This window comes from Nitratireductor lacus, from assembly GCF_056431025.1.
The window spans coordinates 104,651-122,165 of sequence record NZ_JBWKMB010000009.1; the positions used below are offsets into that span (position 1 = coordinate 104,651).

The following is a 17,515-nucleotide window of genomic DNA, read 5'->3' on the forward strand; positions in this document are numbered from 1 at the left end:
ATGATGGTGGGACCCCGCGACGCCCTCCGCGACATCGCAGCCTGTATTGGCTTCTACACGCGGCTTCCGCTGCCGGCGTTCGAGATGCCCGCGCGCGGTTTCGCCGCCGCCCAATGGGCAGCACCGCTCGCCGGTCTCGCGGTCGGTGCGCTCTGCGGCGCGGTGGTTGCGGGCGCGATGGCGCTCGGCCTGCCGGCCACCATCGCTGCCGCCCTCGCGCTCGCGGCGGGCACGCTCGTGACCGGCGGTCTGCATGAGGACGGGCTGGCCGATGTGGCCGATGGTTTCGGCGGCGGTTCGACGCGCGAGAAGAAGCTCGCCATCATGAAGGACAGCCGCATTGGCTCTTATGGTGTCGCCGCGCTGATCCTCTCGTTTCTTATGCGCTGGACGGCGCTTTCTTCGCTGGGTCTTGCCGCCATACCGGCATTGGTGATCGCCCACACGGCCTCGCGCGCCCTCATGCCGGCGCTGATGCGCCTTTCGCCACCGGCGCGCGAAAACGGGCTTTCGGCGGGCGCCGGGCAACCGTCGAAAGGCACCGTTCTTGTCGCGCTGGCGATTGGTGGCGTTCTGCTTCTTGTTCCCGGCCCCGGCTTCGCGCTCATCGCCGCGCCGCTTCTCTTGCTGGCGCTCTTTTTCATCAAATGGCTCGCCGAAAAACAGATCGGCGGACAGACGGGCGATGTGCTCGGCACGCTGCAGCAGCTTGCCGAAACCATCGTGCTCATCGCCGCCGTCGCCCATTTCACCTGAAAGGACCCTCATGACCCGCCTTGCTACGCTTGATGATCTGCGTGCCACCTGCAACGTCCGGCCCGCGGGCGACGATGACGCCGCACAGGCTGCAACGGCCCGCCAGGCCGTGCTCACCAAGCCGCCCGGCAGCCTTGGGCGGCTGGAGGAAACATCCATCCTGATGGCCCGCTGGCAGGGGCGTGAGAAACCTGCGCTCGACCGGGTTCATGTGCTGATTTTCGCCGGCTCCCATGGTGTGACCGCACGCGGTGTTTCGGCTTTTCCGGCCGAGGTGACGGCGCAGATGGTGGCGAATTTCTCCGCCGGAGGCGCGGCCATCAACCAGCTCGCGAAACAGGCGGGAGCGAGCCTCACCGTCACCCCGCTGGAGATCGAGCGGCCCACGGCAGATTTCACGCAGGCGCCGGCCATGGATGAAGCGGATTTCCTGAAGGCCGTTCAGACCGGTTTCGATGCGGTGCCGGAGGGAGCCGATCTGATCTCACTCGGGGAAATGGGCATCGGCAACACCACCGCCGCAGCGGCACTTGCCGCAGCCCTGTTCGGTGGCCGGGGAGCCGACTGGGTGGGACGCGGCACAGGCGTTGACGATGCGGGCCTGTCGCGCAAGGCCGAGGCCGTGGATGCAGCCCTTGCCTGCCATGGCGAGGCGCTTTCCGATCCGCTTGAGGCGCTGCGCCGTGTCGGCGGGCGCGAGCTTGCCGCCATGTTCGGCGCTGCCCTTGCCGCGCGGCAAAAGCGCATTCCCCTCCTGCTCGACGGTTTCGTGTGCGGCGCGGCGGTCGCGCCGCTTGCGCGCCTTGGCGAAGACGGCCTGGCACATGCCATTGCCGGCCATGTTTCCGCCGAACCCGGACACCGCAGGCTGCTTGGCGAACTCAGCCTCAAGCCGCTGCTCGATCTCGACATGCGGCTTGGCGAAGGGTCCGGCGCATGCCTTGCGATCAACATTCTGCGCGGCGCGCTTGCCTGCCACAACGGCATGGCGACCTTTGCCGAAGCCGGCGTTTCGGACGGCTGATCATGCGCACGCTTTCGCTCATCGGCATTGGCACCGGCAATCCCGAACATATGACGGTGCAGGGCATCAATGCGCTGAACCGGGCTGACGTGATCCTCATCCCCCGCAAGGGGGAAGCGAAGGAGGATCTGGCCGATCTGCGCCGGGTGATCTGCGAGCGGTTTCTGGAAAACCGGCAGACGCGGATCGTGGAGTTCGACCTGCCGGTGCGTGACGCCGCCAATCCAAGCTATCGCCGGGGCGTGGACGACTGGCACATGGCCATCGCCCGCGCCTATGGCGAACTGCTTGCGGCGCATACGGGCGAGACGGGCCGCGCGGCGTTTCTCGTCTGGGGCGACCCTTCGCTCTATGACAGCACGCTGCGCATCATCGAGCACATGCGCCGGGAAACCGCGCTTGCCGTGGCGCTGGAAGTGGTGCCGGGGATCACCAGCATTCAGGCGCTCGCGGCCAGTCATCGCATGCCGATCAATACGATCGGCGGTTCGGTGCTGATCACCACCGGAAGGCGGCTGAAGGCGGAGGGCTTTCCGCCGAACGCCGACACGCTTCTCGTCATGCTCGACGGCGACGGCGCTTTTCAGACGCTCGACGCAGATGCCTACGAGATTTTCTGGGGGGCCTATCTCGGCACGGAGGACGAGCTGCTCATCGCCGGCCCGCTTGGGGAAGTCGCCGGACGGATCGTCGAGACGCGCGCCAAGGCGCGGGAAGACAAGGGCTGGATCATGGATACCTATCTCTTGCGGGTGAGGCGGTAGGTTTGCGTCATCCCGCCCCCGTCCTTCGCCCTTCGACAGGCTCAGGAAGCTCAGGATGAGGGCTATGTAGCGCCTCGCCCTTGCACCTCGACGCTGGCGCTAAGTTGCCTCTCTCCCTCATCCTGAGCTTGTCGAAGGGCGAGGGAGAGAACACGCGCTGCCGGCACCCTCGCCTCAGGCCGCCCGCGCCCGCTGCCAGCGCGGGAAAGGGTCCGCCAGCGCACGGAATTCTTCGGGATCAAACCGCGTCGCGCTTCCCACCAGAGCAGCGTCCAGCGCGGCGGTAATGCGTTCGCGGTCCATGCCGGTGCCGATGAAGACCAGCTCCTGCCGCCGGTCCCCATAGGGTTCGCTCCAGTAGCGGTCCATGAAGGCTTTCGCTTCCGGGTGGTTCGGCCAGCGCTCGCGCGGCACAGCCGCCCACCAGGTGCCAAGCGGCTTCACGCTGGATAGCGCGCCCGCCAGGCTGAACTCCGCCACCCAGTCGGGCCGCGTCGCCACCCAGAAATGCCCTTTCGCGCGGATGACCCCCGGCAACGGCGCATTCAGCACCGCATGCACTTTCTGCGGATGGAAGGGCCGCCGCGCACGGTAGACGAAGGAGGAAACGCCATATTCCTCCGTCTCCGGCACATGATCGGCGAAGCCGTAAAGCTCCTTGGCCCAGAGCGGGTGCTGGTGCGCCGCCTCGAAATCGAAAAGCCCCGTGTCGAAGATGCGCTCTGGCGCAACACGCGAATGATCGGTTTCGACGATCTGCGCATCGGGATTGAGTGCGGTGACGATCTTGCGTGCCGTATCGAGGCGCTCCGGGCCGGCGTCGCTCACCTTGTTCAGGATCACGACGTCGGCGAACTCGATCTGATCGACCAGAAGATCCACAAGCGTGCGCTCGTCCCCCTCGCCCGCGACCTCGCCCCGGTCGCGCAGAAAATCATGGCTGGCATAGTCTTCGAGCAGGTTCAGCGTGTCGACCACCGTGACCATGGTGTCGAGCCGTGCGACATCGGAAAGGCTCACGCCTTTCTCATCGCGGAATTCGAATGTGGCCGCCACCGGCAGCGGTTCCGAAACGCCGGTGGATTCGATCAGCAGGTAGTCGAACCGCCCTTCCGCTGCCAGGCGCCGCACCTCTTTCAGGAGATCGTCGCGCAGCGTGCAGCAGATGCAGCCATTGGTCATCTCCACCAGCTTCTCGTCGGTCTGCGAAAGGTTCGCGCCGCCCTCGCGCACCAGATCGGCATCGATGTTCACTTCCGACATGTCGTTGACGATTACCGCCACCCTGCGGCCTGCCCTGTTGTTGAGCACATTGTTCAGAAGCGTCGTCTTGCCCGCCCCCAGAAAGCCGGAAAGGACGGTGACGGGCAGGCGGTTGTCCGGATTGGGCATGGATGGCTCCTCTGGCTGATGAATGGAATGTAATATCATAACATTCCAGATGCGCAAGTGGGGCGAGCTGGAACGAAAGCGCAGCAGGAGGAAAATCATGTGAATTGACCGCATCGGCAAGGTTGCCCGGCTCAGGGCGGGCGGGGCGAATGGCGTGGGAAGGCTCAAGGCTGCGATGCCGAGGACAGCCCTGAACGATTGCAGCATTTTGCAGTCAGGTGGAATCACATGACGCCTGCACAAATGCGGAAAAACAGACACATAGAGAGGAGTTGCATTTCCGCGAAACGGTGAATCGCTCCAGGAGAGCTGCGGTCAGCTCAGCGCGTAGATGCGCCCGGCATTGCCACCGAGGATTGCCTCCCAGTCCGCCGCATCAAACCGCTGGAGCAGTGCGGCGGTCGCTTCGCACCAGTCGGAATAGCTTGCGGCAAGCGTCAAGACCGGCCAGTCGCTGCCCCAGATCACACGGCCCGGTCCGAAGACCGTCAACACATGATCGGCATAGGGCTGAAGCTTTTCCTGGTCCCAGCCTTCCCCCGCTTCCGTCACCAGGCCGGATAATTTGCACGAGACCCGCTCGCGCGTGGCAAGAGACGCCATGTCTTCGGCCCATGCCTCGAATGCACCCGATGCAATGTCCGGCTTGGCGCAATGGTCGATCACCACGGCCATTTCGGGATAGCGGTCCACCAGAACGGCGAGATTTTTCAGGTGGCGTGGTAGCACCAGCGCATCGAAGACGAGCCCGTGGTCGATCAGCGCGCGAAACGCCGCGTCGCGTTGCGGATGCAGCATCCAGTCCGGGTCGGGGATGTCCTGAATCATGGGGCGCAGGCCCTTGAATAGAGGATGGGCGGCCAGTTCCGCGATGCGCGCCGAGGCGTCCGGGCTTTCGAAATCGACCCAGCCGACAACGCCCCTGATGAAGGCGTTCTCGTCGGCCAGCGAGAGCATGAAATCCGTTTCCGCGTCGCTGGGCGCCGCCTGCACCAGAACCGTGCCGTCAATGCCTTCGGCCTCCATGAGGGGCTTGAGATCGTCGGGCAGGAAATCGCGGTAGATCGTGGAGAGCTCCGGCGTCAGCCAGCCATAGTCGCCGCGCGAAGGCTTCCAGAAATGCTGGTGGGCATCGATCCGGCGCATGGTCAGGCGCCCTCTTGCGGCAGAACGCCTTTCTTCAGGATCACATTGCCGTAAAAGCGCCGCTCGCCGGTCTGGATGACGGCAAAGGCATCGCGCGCGCGGTCATAGAAGGCAAAGCGCTCCAGCGGCCTGATCTGCGCCGGGTTGTCGGCCACCCGGTCTATCACTGTCTGAAACTCGGCCACCACAGGCGGCACACCATCTGGGTCGTCCACCATCTGCATGCTGATCGCCGGATCGTCGACGAAGGAATCGAGCGGCATCACGCTCAGAACCGCTTCCAGCACACGCGGCGCGGAAATGCCGTCGAGCCGCACGAAATCGCGCGCGCTCGCCTCGCCGGGAAAGTTCGCATCGGCAATGACGATCTCGTCGCCATGGCCCATGGCGCGCAGGATGCGCAGGAGATCGGGCGAGAGAATGGGGTCGATACCACGCAGCATCAGTTTTCCTCCGGGGTCGGTGCGTCGGGCCGGATCAGGTTCTGGCCCTTGAGGTCAGACCACAGTCCGGCAGGCACGTTACGCGAAAAGAGCGCGATGTTCGCCTGCACTTCTTCCGGTGTCATCGCACCGGGGATAACCGTGCGCACCGCCGGGTGCCCCATCACGAATTGCAGAGCCGCTTCGATCAACCGCACGCCATGCGCCGCGCACACGGCCTCGATCCGCCGCACCCTTTCAAGAATGTCTGCTGGCGCGGGCTCGTAATTGTAGCGCGCGCCCTCAATGGCCCCGGTCGCCAGAATGCCGGAATTGTAGGGTCCGCCTAGAATAATGCCGACATCGCGCTTCACGCAAAGCGTCAGGAAACTGTCGAGCGCTTCCTGTTCCAGAAGCGTGTAGCGCCCGGCCAAGAGAAAAGCGTCGAAATCCCCCAGCCCGAGCAGGCGTTCGCACACCTGCCATTCATTGACGCCCGCGCCGATGGCCCGCACCTGCCCCGCCTCTTTCAGCTCGCAGAGCGCGCGATAGCCACCACCGTCGAAAAGCTCGCGCACCTTCGCGTCGCTTGCCTCCTGACTGCCGTGGGTGAAAACGTCCACATCGTGCACGAGAAGGATGTCGACACGCTCCACACCGAGCCGCGCAAGGCTCGCCTCATGGCTGCGCATCACGCCATCATAGGTGTAGTCGTAGACGATTTTCTTCTGTGGCGTGTCGACAAAGGCGGTGGGTGTCACCGCGTCGGGCCCGCAGTCTTCCAGAAGCCGCCCGACCTTGGTCGAGAGCGTGATTGCCTCGCGCCCGAAGCGCCTGATGGCCTGACCGAAGCGCTGTTCGGAAAGCCCGAGGCCATATTGCGGCGCGGTGTCGAAATAGCGCATGCCGCCGTCGAAGGCAGCCTGCAGCGTCGCCTGCGCGTCCGCTTCCTCAACCCTGCGATAGAGATTGCCGAGCGGCGCGCCGCCAAATCCCATGCGCGTCAGCGTTACCGGCTGCGCGGTGCTGGCGCGCAGCGCAACCGGATCCGAAGCTCTCATGCCGGCACCCGCTCCCCGGCTGCGCGGTGGCGGTATTTCTCCAGCGAGGCCGGTTTCATCTCGATGGAGAAGCCCGGCGCCCGCGGCGGCATATAGGCCGCGTTGCGGACCACGCAGGGTTCGACAAAATGCTCATGCAGATGGTCGACATATTCGATGACGCGCCCCTCGCGTGTGCCGGCGATGCACAGATAGTCGATCATGGAGAGATGCTGCACATATTCGCAAAGGCCGACGCCACCGGCATGCGGGCAGACCTTGAGCCCGTGCTTCGCCGCCATCAGCATGACGGCGAGAATCTCGTTCACACCGCCGAGCCGGCAGGAATCGATCTGCACCACATCGACGGCCCCACGCATGATTAGCTGCTTGAAGATGATGCGATTCTGGCACATTTCACCGGTGGCAACCTCAACCGGCGCGACACCTTCGCGGATCCTGCGATGCCCTTCGATGTCGTCCGGGCTGGTGGGCTCTTCGATGAACCAGGGTTTGGCGAAGGAGAGCCGGTTCACCCATTCGATGGCTTCGTCCACCTCCCACACCTGGTTGGCATCGATCATCAGATTGACGTCCGGGCCGACCACTTCGCGGGCGATGGTCAAACGGCGAATGTCGTCGTCGATATCCCGGCCGACCTTCATTTTCACATGGTGGAACCCGGCATCCACAGCCTCCCGGCAGAGCCGCCGCAACTTTTCATCGTCATAGCCGAGCCAGCCGGCGGATGTGGTGTAGCAGGGGTAGCCCTCACGCTCGAGCGTGGCGATCCGTTCTTCCTTGCCTGCCGTTTTTTCGCGCAGGAAGGAAAGCGCCTCTTCGGGCGTGATGCAGTCGGTGATGTAGCGGAAATCGATGCAGCGCACGAGTTCCTCGGGGCTCATCTCCGCGACCAGCCGCCAGACGGGCTTGCCTTCGATCCTTGCCCACAGATCCCACACGGCATTGACCACCGCGCCCGTCGCCAGATGGATCGCGCCCTTGTCCGGCCCGATCCAGCGCAACTGGCTGTCGGAGGTGACGTGACGCCAGAAACGGCCCATATCCTCGGCCACCCAGTTCATGTCGAGCCCGACGACGAGATGGCGCATGGCCTCGATGGCCGCACAGCAGATCTCGTTGCCGCGTCCGATGGTGAAGGTCAGGCCATGGCCTTCGTGGTCTCCGTCGGTTTCAAGGATCACATAGGCTGCCGAATAATCCGGATCCGGGTTCATCGCATCCGAGCCATCCAGATGGTCCGAGGTGGGAAAGCGCACATCGATGGTACGCAGGCCGGTAATCTTGGTCATTTTGCGCTCACGACTTTCTGTGTCTGTACGCCCAGCCCTTCAATGCCGAGGCGCATCACTTCGCCACCTTTCAGATAGACCGGTGGCTTCTGCCCCATGCCGACGCCGGGCGGCGTTCCGGTGGAGATCACATCGCCGGGCTGCAGGCTCATGAAGCGGCTGACATAGGCAATCAGCTCCGGCACGCGGAAGATCATCGTTGACGTGGAGCCGTCCTGATAGCGCCTGCCATCGACCTCCAGCCACATGCCCAGACTGTCGACGTCTTTCACCTCGTCTGGCGTCACCAGCCAGGGGCCGGTGGGGCCGAACGTGTCGCAGCCCTTGCCCTTGTCCCAGGTGCCGCCGCGCTCGATCTGGTACTCCCGCTCCGAAACGTCGTTCACCACGCAATAGCCGGCTACATGGGAAAGGGCATCCTGTTCCGCGATGTATTTCCCGCCCTTGCCGATCACCACGCCGAGCTCCACTTCCCAGTCGGTCTTCTGAGAGCCGCGTGGCAGTTCCACATCGTCGTCCGGTCCGACAATGGACGAGGTCCATTTGTTGAAGATGATCGGTTCTTTTGGAATGTCCGCGCCGGTTTCGGCGGCATGGTCGGCATAGTTCAGACCGATGCAGATGAATTTGCCGATGCTTCCCACGCAGGGCCCCAGCCGCAGACCGTCCTGCGGCATGCCTTCGACCGCCGGCAGGCTGGCCGGGTCGAGCGCCTTCAGCCTGGCGATGCCCTCGGGTTCAAGCGCGGGGCCGGCCAGATCGGCAATCACGCCGGAGAGATCGCGCACGCGGCCCTCATTGTCCAGGAGGCCCGGTTTTTCCTGGCCGCGCGGGCCGTAGCGGAGAAGCTTCATGTCATGTCCTGTTGGCTTGAAAGATGCTCCGGGGAGGGTTTCCCCGGAGCGGTCGTGAAGATCCGTCAGTCGTAAAGGACGGCTGCGATTTCCGGATCGTCTATGTTGGTCTTGTCGTAGTAGTAAAAGCCCGTATCGATCGCCGCGGGCACGTCTTCGCCCTTGGCGGCGGCCACGGCGGCCTTGACCGTCTCGTAGCCGATGCCCACCGGGTTCTGCGTGATCGCGCCGGCCATCAGGCCATCGCGGATTGCCTCTTTCTGCTGTGCACCGGAATCGTAGCCGATGATCACCACATTGGTGCGGTCCATCTCGCGCACGCCATTGACCACGCCGATGGCGGAGCCTTCATTGGTGCCGAAAATACCCTTCAGATCCGGGTTGGCCTGTAGGATGGACTTGGTGATCTCCGTCGACTGCAGGTGATCGCCGCCGCCATACTGGATGGTGACGATCTCGATGTCCGGATATTTCTCCTTCACCTGATTGACGAAGCCGTCGCGGCGGTCGATGCCGGTGCGGCTCGTCTGGTCGTGGGCGACGACGGCAACCTGCCCCGCGCCGCCGATCAGCTCTGCCATCTTGTCTGCGGCAAGGGCGGCGGCGGCCAGATTGTCGGTCGAGGCCGTCGCTTTCGGGATGTCGCTGTCGACACCGGAGTCAAAAGCGATCACGGGAATGCCCGCCTCATCTGCCTGTTTCAGAAGCGGGATGGCCGCCTGGCTGTCGAGGGCGGCAAAGCCGAGTGCTGCCGGCTTCTTGGCAAGGGCCGCCGCCAGCATGTCGATCTGGCGGTCGACCATGGTTTCATTGTCCGGCCCCTCGAAAGTGACCTCCACGTCCAGCTCTGCCGCGGCCTTGTCGGCACCGGCCTTCACGGCCTGCCAGAACTGGTGCTGAAACCCTTTCGAGATCAGCGGGATATACATCTTGTCCTGTGCCGAAGCGGCCATACCGCTTGCGACGAGGGCTGCGGCGCTGATGGCGCCCAGCATTGCGCGTCTCGTGAACATGTTTCCTCCTCCGGTTTCTTGTTCACACTCACTCATCTGGTCGAAACCCGGGGCGTTCACCGCCCTCTTCGTGTTGAAACTCATCCCATGCGCCGCTTGCGCATCATGTCGGCATAGACGGCGAGAATGATGATCGCGCCCGTCACCACGGTCTGCCATTCCTGCGCCACCGAGAGGATGCGCAGGCCATTGGCCAGAACCGCCATGATCAAGGCGCCGATCAGCGTGCCGAGGATCGTGCCGCGCCCGCCGGCAAGCGAGGTTCCGCCGATGACGACGGCGGCAATCGCCTCAAGCTCGTAGCCGAGGCCGAGAGCGGGCTGCGCGGAATTGAGGCGCGAGGCGATAAGCAGGCCGGCAATGCCGCATATGCCGCCGGCCAGCGCATAGACCGCCATCTTCCACGCATCCGTGTTGACGCCGGAAAGGCGCACCGATTCCTCGTTGGAACCCAATGCAAAAGTGTAGCGCCCGAGTACGGTGCGGCCCAGAATGTAGCTGGCTGCGATGGCCACGAGAAACAGGATCAGCACGCCATTGGGGATAGGCAGGGCGGGGATGACCTCGCCGATCAGCGACCCGCGCGAAATCTCGGTAAAGCCCGGCGTGTCGTTGAAATAGATCGGCCGCGTGCCGGAGATGACCAGCGACAGCCCCTTGAGCATCAGCATCATGCCGAGCGTGGCGATGAAGGGCGGGATCTTCATCTTGGCGACGAAAGTGCCGGAGGTGAGGCCGCACAGCGCACCGGCGCCAATGGCCGCGAGAACGCCGAACGGCAGCGGCAGGCCCCAATATGTCAGCACCACACCGGCGATAACGGCGCAGAACGTCATCAGCGTGCCGACCGAAAGGTCGATGCCGCCGGTGATGATGACGAGCGTGGCTGCAATGGCCAGAACCCCGTTCACCGAGGTCGCCTGCAGAATGGCGATGATGTTCGAGGTCTGCATGAAGTTGGGTGAAGCCAGCGAAAAGCCGATCAGGAGTATGATCAGGCTCATGAAGGCCAGCAGTTTCTGGTGCGCGCCCGCCTGCAGAAGCCGTGCGGCAAAGCCGGCCTGCGGAGTGGCTTCCACGGTGCTCATTCTTCTCCTCCCACCGGTTCCATGGCGCTCTCGCGTTCTGTGGCAAGGCGCATGATGTCTTCCTGGCTGGTCTCCGCCCCTCCCGGCAGAATGCCTGTCAGCCGCCCCTCGCACATGACGGCGATGCGGTGGCTGAGCCGAAGCACTTCCGGCAGCTCGGACGAGATCACGATGATGGCCCGCCCCTGTGCCGCCAGCCCGTTCAAGAGTTTGTAGATTTCGCTCTTCGCGCCGACGTCGATGCCGCGTGTCGGCTCATCGAAGATGAGGATGTCGCAGTCGCGCAGAAGCCATTTGGCAATGACCACCTTCTGCTGGTTCCCGCCGGAGAGCAGCCGCACCTCCTGCCGGTCGGAAGGGGTGCGAATGGCGAGCTGGTCGATATAGCCGCGCGCGGCGTCGCGCATGCCCGCCTCGTCAAGCGCGCCGAGCCTGCCGGTAAAGCGCTCCAGGCTCGCCATGGCGACGTTGGCGCGCACGTCCATGCCGACCGCAAGACCGAAATGCTTGCGGTCTTCTGAAAGGTAGCCAATGCCGGCAGCGACCGCATCGGCGGGCGTGCGAATGTCGACAGGTGCTCCATGGATGGAGATCTCGCCGGCCTCGCGCGGATCGGCGCCGAAGATCGCCCGCGCCACTTCCGTGCGGCCGGCGCCCATCAACCCGGCAAAGCCGAGGATTTCGCCTTTTCTCACCGAGAAACTGACATTGCGGATTTCGCGCCCGCGCGTGAGACCCTTCACTTCGAGCGCGACTGGCGCCTGATCGAGGTCCGGCACCTCCACCGCGCTGTCGGTCAGCGCCCGCCCCACCATCATGGAGATGATCTCGTTCACCGGCGTGTCGGCGGCGGAAACGGTGTCCACATATTGCCCGTCGCGCATCACCGTTACGCGATCGGCGATGCGCTTCAGTTCGTCCATCTTGTGCGAGATGTAGATGATGCCGACACCTTCCGCCTTCAGCCGGCGGATGATGACGAACAGTTCCTCGATCTCGGCATTGTTCAGGGCCGCCGTCGGCTCGTCCATGATCAGCACGCGCGAATGGAAGGAGAGCGCCTTGGCGATCTCCACCATCTGCTGCTTGGCAATAGTCAGCCCGCCCACCTGTGCCCGGGGGTCGAGCTTCAGGTTCATGGAGGCGAAGATTTCCGCCGTCTGACGGTTGAGCGCGGCCTCGTCCAGCCGGCCGAAACGCAGGCGGGGCTCACGGCCGATGAAGATGTTCTGGGCGGCGGTCAGATCGTTCATCAGGCTGAGCTCCTGATGAATGATGCTGATGCCCAGATCCTGCGCCGCGCGCGGGCTTTCGATCATGACCGGCTGGCCGTCGACCAGCACCTCGCCGTCATCCTTCGGGTAGATGCCCGACAGGATTTTCATGAGCGTGGACTTGCCCGCCCCGTTTTCCCCCATCAGGGCGTGCACTTCGCCAGGCATGAGCTCGAAGCGCACATTTTTCAGTGCGTGCACGCCGGGGAAGCGCTTCTCGATGCCGCGCATGGAGACGACCGGCCGGACACCATCTGTTCCGGCTTCGGTCGTCACGATTGTTGACACCGTTGCCATGGCACGATCCTCAGATCGTCACGCCGCCGTCGACGAGCACCGCCTGCCCGGTGACGAAGCGGCTTTCATCCGAAAGAAGATACAGCACCAGCGGTGTGATGTCGTCCACCGTGGCGAGCCGCCCCATGGGCTGGCGCGCGATGAAGTCCTTCTCCGCCTGCACGGGATCGGCCGCCGAGGCGATGCGACCGCGCAGCGATGGCGTGTCGACCGTGCCGGGGCATAGCGCGTTGCACCGCACGCCCTGCCTGACGAAGTCGGCAGCGACCGATTTCGTCAGGCCGATCACCGCCGCCTTGGTGGTGCCATAGACCGCGCGGTTGGCGAAGCCTTTGATCGAGGAGGCCATCGAGGCCATATTGAGGATGGAGACACTGCCCGTCTCACCTCCCCTCTCCAGCATGCCCGGCAGGAAAGCCTGCGTCATGCGATACATGGAGGTGACGTTGAGATCCGTACTGAACGCCCAGTCTTCCTCCGACACGTCGAGAATCGTCCCGTTGTGGACAAAGCCGGCGCAGTTGAACAGCCCGTCGAGCCCGCCGGTCTTTGCGGCGAGCGCATCGATTGCCGCGCGATCGCGCACGTCGAGACGGTGCGTCTCTATGGCGTCGCTTCCGGCGGCCAGCGAGGCAAGCCCCTCTTCATTGATGTCGACGGCGATGACCGACGCGCCTTCAGCGGCGCAGGCAAGTGCACTGGCGCGGCCGATACCTTGAGCCGCCGCGGATATCAGGATCCGCTTCCCTTGTAGACGCATACGATGACCTCCTCCCTGTTGAGCCGCAGCTCCATCATCGTTTATATACAAATAGTCTATTCATATATAAAAGAGCATTGCAACATCAAAGTTGACAAGAGGCTCAATTCCTCATCAAAGCAGCCGGTCGGAGGACATGACGTGAACAGCAAGAAGACCACCGAAGACCGCTATCGCGCGCCCGCGCTCGACAAGGGGCTCGACATTCTCGAGCTTCTGTCCAGTCAGCCCTACGGCCTCACCCGCGCCGAAATCGTCAAGGCGATGGGCCGGGGGCCAAGCGAAATCTATCGCATGCTGGAGAGGCTCGTCGCGCGGGATTATGTGAGCCGCTCAGTGGAGGGTGACCGCTATGCGCTGACCATGAAGCTGTTCGTGCTCGGCAGCCAGCATCCGCCGCTGCGTCGTCTCGCCGCCCGCGCCCTGCCGCTGATGGACATGTTCGCCCGCGAGACGCATCAGTCGGTGCATCTGGTGGTGCCCGAGCGCGGTTATGCCATCGTGGTCGCCCAGGCGAGCAGCCCCGCCAACTGGGAGTTTCGCCTGCGTCCCGGTGCCCAGCTCGATCTGCTCACCACCGGTTCAGGTCAGACGCTGCTCGCTTTCCAGAGCCCGGACCGGCGCAACGAGACCCTGGCGATCTGGGGCAGTTCCGCGCAGGTGAAACATCTGGCGGAGATGGAGCCGGCGCTGGAAGAGGTCCGCTCGAAAGGCCACCGCATCGGCAACAGCCTCCAGCTCGTCGGGGTGCGCGATATCTCCGTCCCCGTCTTCGGCCCTTCGGGCGATGCGCTCGCTGTGCTGACCTGCCCTTACTTCGAGCAACTCGACGATGCGCAGGCGGCGAATGTCGAAACGGCTCTCGCCAGTCTGAAAAACGTGGCAGAAAGACTGTCGATCTCCTGAGACTTTGAGCAACTTCACTCGTAAACTCTGATTTTTGTTGCCGCCCGGTCATCGCGCTGTAACATAGCGGGAATAACGCCTGCGATCTCAACGCAGAAATCAGGGGAGTGCATTCATGACACTGATCAAACGACGCAACTTCATCAAGGGCGCTGCTTCGGTGGCCGGCCTTTCGCTTGCCGCTCCGTTCATCTCGCGCAGCTATGCGCAGGGCTCCTCCGGTTCGGTCAACATCTTCGCCTGGGCCGGCTATCTGAACGACGAGATGCTCGCCGCCTTCGAAAAAGAGACCGGCATCAAGGCGAACTACACGCCCTACGGCACCAATGACGAGCTTCTGAACCAGCTTCGCGCCAACAATGGCGGCGGGTTCGACATCATCTGGCCGACGGTCGACCGCGTGCCCAACTATGTCGAGTTCGAGCTCGTGCAGCCCATCGACGAGAGCAAGGTCAACGTCGATAACTGCCTGCCGAGCGCCTGGACGAATTCCGCAAATCTCGGCGCGGTGATCGACGGCAAGCGCTATCAGGTGCCCACCGACTGGGGCACGGAAGCCGTTTCCTTCGACAAGGATCAGGCGCCGCTCGAATATGGCACGGCCTCCTATGGCGACATCTGGAAGCCGGAAATGAAGAGCAAGGCAACGGTGCGCGGCCATTCGGGCCTCGTTGGCCTCGGCCTCTGGCTCGAAGGCGAAGGCAAGTTGCCCATGCCGATGACCGATGCCTTCAAGTCCGAAGAGAACATGGTCAAGATCTACGACGTGATTCTCGAGGAAGCGATTGCCCGCAAGGCCAACATCGCGCAGTTCTGGTCCAACGAGAACGAGGCGCAGGGCGCGTTCCGCGTCAATGGCTGCGCCATCGGCCAGACCTGGGATTCGACCGCCGCAGCGCTTTCCAAGGAAGGCCTGCCCATCGGCTTCATCGCGCCGAAGGAAGGCGCGCTGGCGTGGATGGAAGGCGTGGCGATCCCGAAGGGTGCGGAAAATCTCGACCAGGCCTATGCCTTCATCAACTGGTTCCTGACGCCGGAAGCCGGCGCCATGTACACCAACGCGACCTCGATCAACTCCACCGCCGTGGGCGCCGCCGACATGACGTCTGACGACGCCAAGGCGTTCTTCGCCGCCGCCTATCCGGGCGACGCGCTGGACAAGCTGTGGTGGTGGCCGATCCAGGAAAGCTGGTTCGTCGCCAAGCGCAACGAATATCAGGACCGCTTCCTCTCGGCCTGAGGGAACTGGATGAACTGACGGCGCTCGCCCCTCACCCTTACCCTCTCCCCGCAAGCGGGGAGAGGGGGGCATAGACGTTGCGGCCATCTTCCTTCTCCCCGCTTGCGGGGAGAAGGTGCCGGCAGGCGGATGAGGGGCGGGCGCCACCGGACAATCCTTGCGAAAGCCCACAAAACACCGGGGGACCCCGGGGGAGGACCATGTCACATTCCGTAGAGCTCGATCATGTCGGCGTCACATTCGGCGCGACCCGCGCCGTCGACGACGTCTCCTTCACGGTTGAAGGCGGAGAATTCTTCTCCATTCTCGGGCCGTCCGGCTGTGGCAAAACCACGCTCCTGCGCGTCATTGCCGGTTTCCTGAACCCGACCGAGGGCCGCATCCTGATCGGCGGGCAGGACATGACACCGCTCGGTCCCAATCAGCGCCCGACGGCGATGATCTTCCAGTCGCTTGCGCTTTTCCCCCTGATGCCCGTGTGGGAAAACATCGCCTTCGGGCTTGAGGCGCGCGGCGTCTCGAAGGCCGAGCGCCGCAAGAAGGCGAACGATCTTCTGAAACTGATCGCGCTTGAAGGCTATGGCGACCGCATGCCGGGCGAGCTTTCCGGCGGCCAGCGCCAGCGCGTCGCCATTGCACGCGCGCTCGCGGTCGAGCCGCAGGTGCTGCTGCTCGATGAGCCCTTATCGGCGCTCGATTTGAAGCTGCGCCAGCACATGCGCGCCGAGCTTCGCGCCCTGCAAAAGCGCACCGGCGTCACCTTCATCTACATCACGCATGACCAGTCGGAGGCACTTGCCATGTCGGACCGCGTGGCGGTGATGAGCGCCGGCGTGGTGCAGCAGGTGGGCGCGCCGCGCGAGCTTTACGACAACCCGGCCACGCCCTTCGTCGCCACCTTCGTTGGCGAGACCAACGCGCTCTCCTGCACGGTGAAGGGCATCGACAACGGCATCGCCACGGTGGAAACCGCCCATGGCACGCTGACCGGCCGCGCCGGCGACGGGCTTTCCGGCGGCGCGGCGGCAAAGCTTTATGTGCGGCCCGAAGCGCTGAAGCCCAGGGGTGGCGCCAACCGGCTCGCGGCCACCATCGAGCGCATCGATTTCGAGGGCGCCTTCGCGCTGGCGCACGGCGTTGCCGAAGACGGCACGCCACTGGTCGCCTCCATCGCCAGCACCGAACTTGCGAGCGCCCCCGCCATTGGCGAAAAGTCCGGTTTCGGCTTTGAAAGCGCGAATGCGGTGGTGCTGCCCGATGTCTGAGCTTTACAGACGCTTCGGCGGTGGCCTCGGCACGGTCTTTCTGGCGCTGGTCGGCGTGTGGCTCGCCGGCATGGTGCTCGCGCCCAATGTCATGATGATCGACTACGCGCTGCGGCCCAATCTTCCGCCCTCGCAGCTTGGCGGGCCGAACGACGTCTATTCGCTCGACAACATTCTCTATCTCGCCAATGAGGGCGTCCACCGCGCGATCTTCTTCAAGACCGTATGGGCGAGCGCGCTTGTCGCCTTCATCACCTTTCTGGTCTGCTATCCCATGGCGTTCTGGCTTGCCCAGCACGCGACGGTGAACCAGACGGCGGTTGTGCTTCTGGCCCTCACCATTCCGTTCTGGATCAACGAGGTTTTGCGCACACTCGCCTGGTATATCCTGCTCGCGTTTCGCGGGCCGCTGAATGCCTTCCTGCTTTCGCTCGGCATCATAGACGAGCCGGTGCGCTGGTATGGCGATGGCGGCGTGCTGGCCGGCATGACCTATGCCTACATCCTGTTCATGCTGTTCCCGATCTACAACGCCATCGAATCGCTCGACAAATCGCAGATCGAGGCCGCGCGCGATCTCGGCGCCTCCACCTGGCGCATTCACTGGCGGGTGGTCATCCCGCACGCCAAGGCAGGCATCGCCACGGGCTGCGTCTTCACCTTCATGCTTGCCGCCGGCAGCTATGTCGCGCCTGCCCTTCTCGGCGCGCCGGGCAGCCGCTGGTTCACCGAGATCATCTACAACTGGTTCTTCGAGGGCGGCGACTGGAACCGCGGTGCGGCTTACGCGCTGGTTCTTCTGGTGCTGTGCCTTGCGGTGGTGCTCGTCACGCTGCGCATTGCCCGCGTCAGCCTGACGGAGGTGGCGAAATGAGCGCCGTGGCCATCTACAAGCGTGGGCGCTGCCCCTCATCCGCCCTTCGGGCACCTTCTCCCCGCGCACGGGGAGAAGGAAACGCGC

General features: G+C 63.9%; 17 protein-coding genes. 7 read left to right on the forward strand and 10 right to left on the reverse strand.

Features of this window, described 5'->3' with window-relative positions; all coding sequences use genetic code 11:
- Positions 1 to 3 precede the first annotated feature (3 nt).
- The 3 genes from cobS to cobF are packed head-to-tail and all read left to right on the forward strand — an operon-like array spanning position 4 to position 2,544.
- On the forward strand, positions 4 to 756 hold the full coding sequence (gene cobS / locus AC07E3_RS09610; RefSeq protein ID WP_478361580.1) for an adenosylcobinamide-GDP ribazoletransferase: 753 nt from the start codon (positions 4 to 6) through the stop codon (positions 754 to 756).
- A 10-nt stretch (positions 757 to 766) separates the two neighbouring features.
- Positions 767 to 1,780 (forward strand): nicotinate-nucleotide--dimethylbenzimidazole phosphoribosyltransferase, encoded by a 1,014-nt coding sequence (cobT, locus tag AC07E3_RS09615; RefSeq protein WP_478361506.1) that lies wholly within the window; start codon positions 767 to 769, stop codon positions 1,778 to 1,780.
- Between the two features lie 2 nt (positions 1,781 to 1,782).
- Positions 1,783 to 2,544, forward strand: a complete 762-nt coding sequence (gene cobF / locus AC07E3_RS09620) for a precorrin-6A synthase (deacetylating) (RefSeq protein ID WP_478361508.1) — start codon at positions 1,783 to 1,785, stop codon at positions 2,542 to 2,544.
- A 174-nt stretch (positions 2,545 to 2,718) separates the two neighbouring features.
- Here the strand turns inward: cobF and AC07E3_RS09625 are convergent, their stop codons facing one another.
- The 10 genes from AC07E3_RS09625 to AC07E3_RS09670 form a co-directional block, all read right to left on the reverse strand.
- Entirely contained in the window at positions 2,719 to 3,936 is a 1,218-nt protein-coding gene (locus AC07E3_RS09625; protein ID WP_478361510.1) for a GTP-binding protein, read from the reverse strand.
- A gap of 315 nt (positions 3,937 to 4,251) precedes the next feature.
- Positions 4,252 to 5,082 carry an amidohydrolase family protein gene (locus tag AC07E3_RS09630; RefSeq protein WP_478361512.1) on the reverse strand — a complete coding sequence of 277 codons (831 nt, stop codon included), beginning with the start codon at positions 5,080 to 5,082 and terminating at the stop codon, positions 4,252 to 4,254.
- 2 nt (positions 5,083 to 5,084) lie between these two features.
- Positions 5,085 to 5,525 (reverse strand): RbsD/FucU family protein, encoded by a 441-nt coding sequence (locus AC07E3_RS09635; protein WP_229450791.1) that lies wholly within the window; start codon positions 5,523 to 5,525, stop codon positions 5,085 to 5,087.
- Positions 5,525 to 6,565, reverse strand: coding sequence for an aldo/keto reductase (locus AC07E3_RS09640; RefSeq protein WP_336071300.1), 1,041 nt, complete (start codon positions 6,563 to 6,565; stop codon positions 5,525 to 5,527). The genes AC07E3_RS09635 and AC07E3_RS09640 overlap by 1 nt, the downstream gene beginning before the upstream one ends.
- Positions 6,562 to 7,857 (reverse strand): L-fuconate dehydratase, encoded by a 1,296-nt coding sequence (locus tag AC07E3_RS09645; RefSeq protein WP_478361515.1) that lies wholly within the window; start codon positions 7,855 to 7,857, stop codon positions 6,562 to 6,564. The genes AC07E3_RS09640 and AC07E3_RS09645 overlap by 4 nt, the downstream gene beginning before the upstream one ends.
- Entirely contained in the window at positions 7,854 to 8,711 is an 858-nt protein-coding gene (locus tag AC07E3_RS09650) for a fumarylacetoacetate hydrolase family protein (protein WP_478361517.1), read from the reverse strand. The genes AC07E3_RS09645 and AC07E3_RS09650 overlap by 4 nt, the downstream gene beginning before the upstream one ends.
- Positions 8,712 to 8,776: 65 nt before the next feature.
- Entirely contained in the window at positions 8,777 to 9,724 is a 948-nt protein-coding gene (locus AC07E3_RS09655; protein ID WP_478361519.1) for a substrate-binding domain-containing protein, read from the reverse strand.
- A gap of 80 nt (positions 9,725 to 9,804) precedes the next feature.
- Entirely contained in the window at positions 9,805 to 10,812 is a 1,008-nt protein-coding gene (locus AC07E3_RS09660; protein ID WP_007007278.1) for an ABC transporter permease, read from the reverse strand.
- Complete coding sequence (locus AC07E3_RS09665) at positions 10,809 to 12,383, reverse strand: sugar ABC transporter ATP-binding protein (protein WP_478361521.1); 1,575 nt, start codon at positions 12,381 to 12,383, stop codon at positions 10,809 to 10,811. Before AC07E3_RS09665 ends, AC07E3_RS09660 begins: the two co-directional genes overlap by 4 nt.
- A 10-nt stretch (positions 12,384 to 12,393) precedes the next feature.
- On the reverse strand, positions 12,394 to 13,143 hold the full coding sequence (locus tag AC07E3_RS09670; RefSeq protein ID WP_478361523.1) for an SDR family oxidoreductase: 750 nt from the start codon (positions 13,141 to 13,143) through the stop codon (positions 12,394 to 12,396).
- Between the two features lie 141 nt (positions 13,144 to 13,284).
- Between AC07E3_RS09670 and AC07E3_RS09675 the strand changes: the two genes are divergently transcribed.
- From AC07E3_RS09675 to AC07E3_RS09690, 4 genes are all read left to right on the forward strand, one after another.
- Complete coding sequence (locus AC07E3_RS09675) at positions 13,285 to 14,049, forward strand: IclR family transcriptional regulator (protein WP_065817922.1); 765 nt, start codon at positions 13,285 to 13,287, stop codon at positions 14,047 to 14,049.
- A 115-nt stretch (positions 14,050 to 14,164) separates the two neighbouring features.
- Entirely contained in the window at positions 14,165 to 15,289 is a 1,125-nt protein-coding gene (locus tag AC07E3_RS09680) for an extracellular solute-binding protein (RefSeq protein WP_336071296.1), read from the forward strand.
- 200 nt (positions 15,290 to 15,489) lie between these two features.
- On the forward strand, positions 15,490 to 16,554 hold the full coding sequence (locus AC07E3_RS09685; RefSeq protein WP_478361526.1) for an ABC transporter ATP-binding protein: 1,065 nt from the start codon (positions 15,490 to 15,492) through the stop codon (positions 16,552 to 16,554).
- The gene (locus AC07E3_RS09690) at positions 16,547 to 17,428 is read left to right on the forward strand and encodes an ABC transporter permease (protein WP_336071294.1); all 882 of its coding nucleotides are present in this window, start codon (positions 16,547 to 16,549) and stop codon (positions 17,426 to 17,428) included. Before AC07E3_RS09685 ends, AC07E3_RS09690 begins: the two co-directional genes overlap by 8 nt.
- The last annotated feature ends 87 nt before the right edge of the window (positions 17,429 to 17,515 follow it).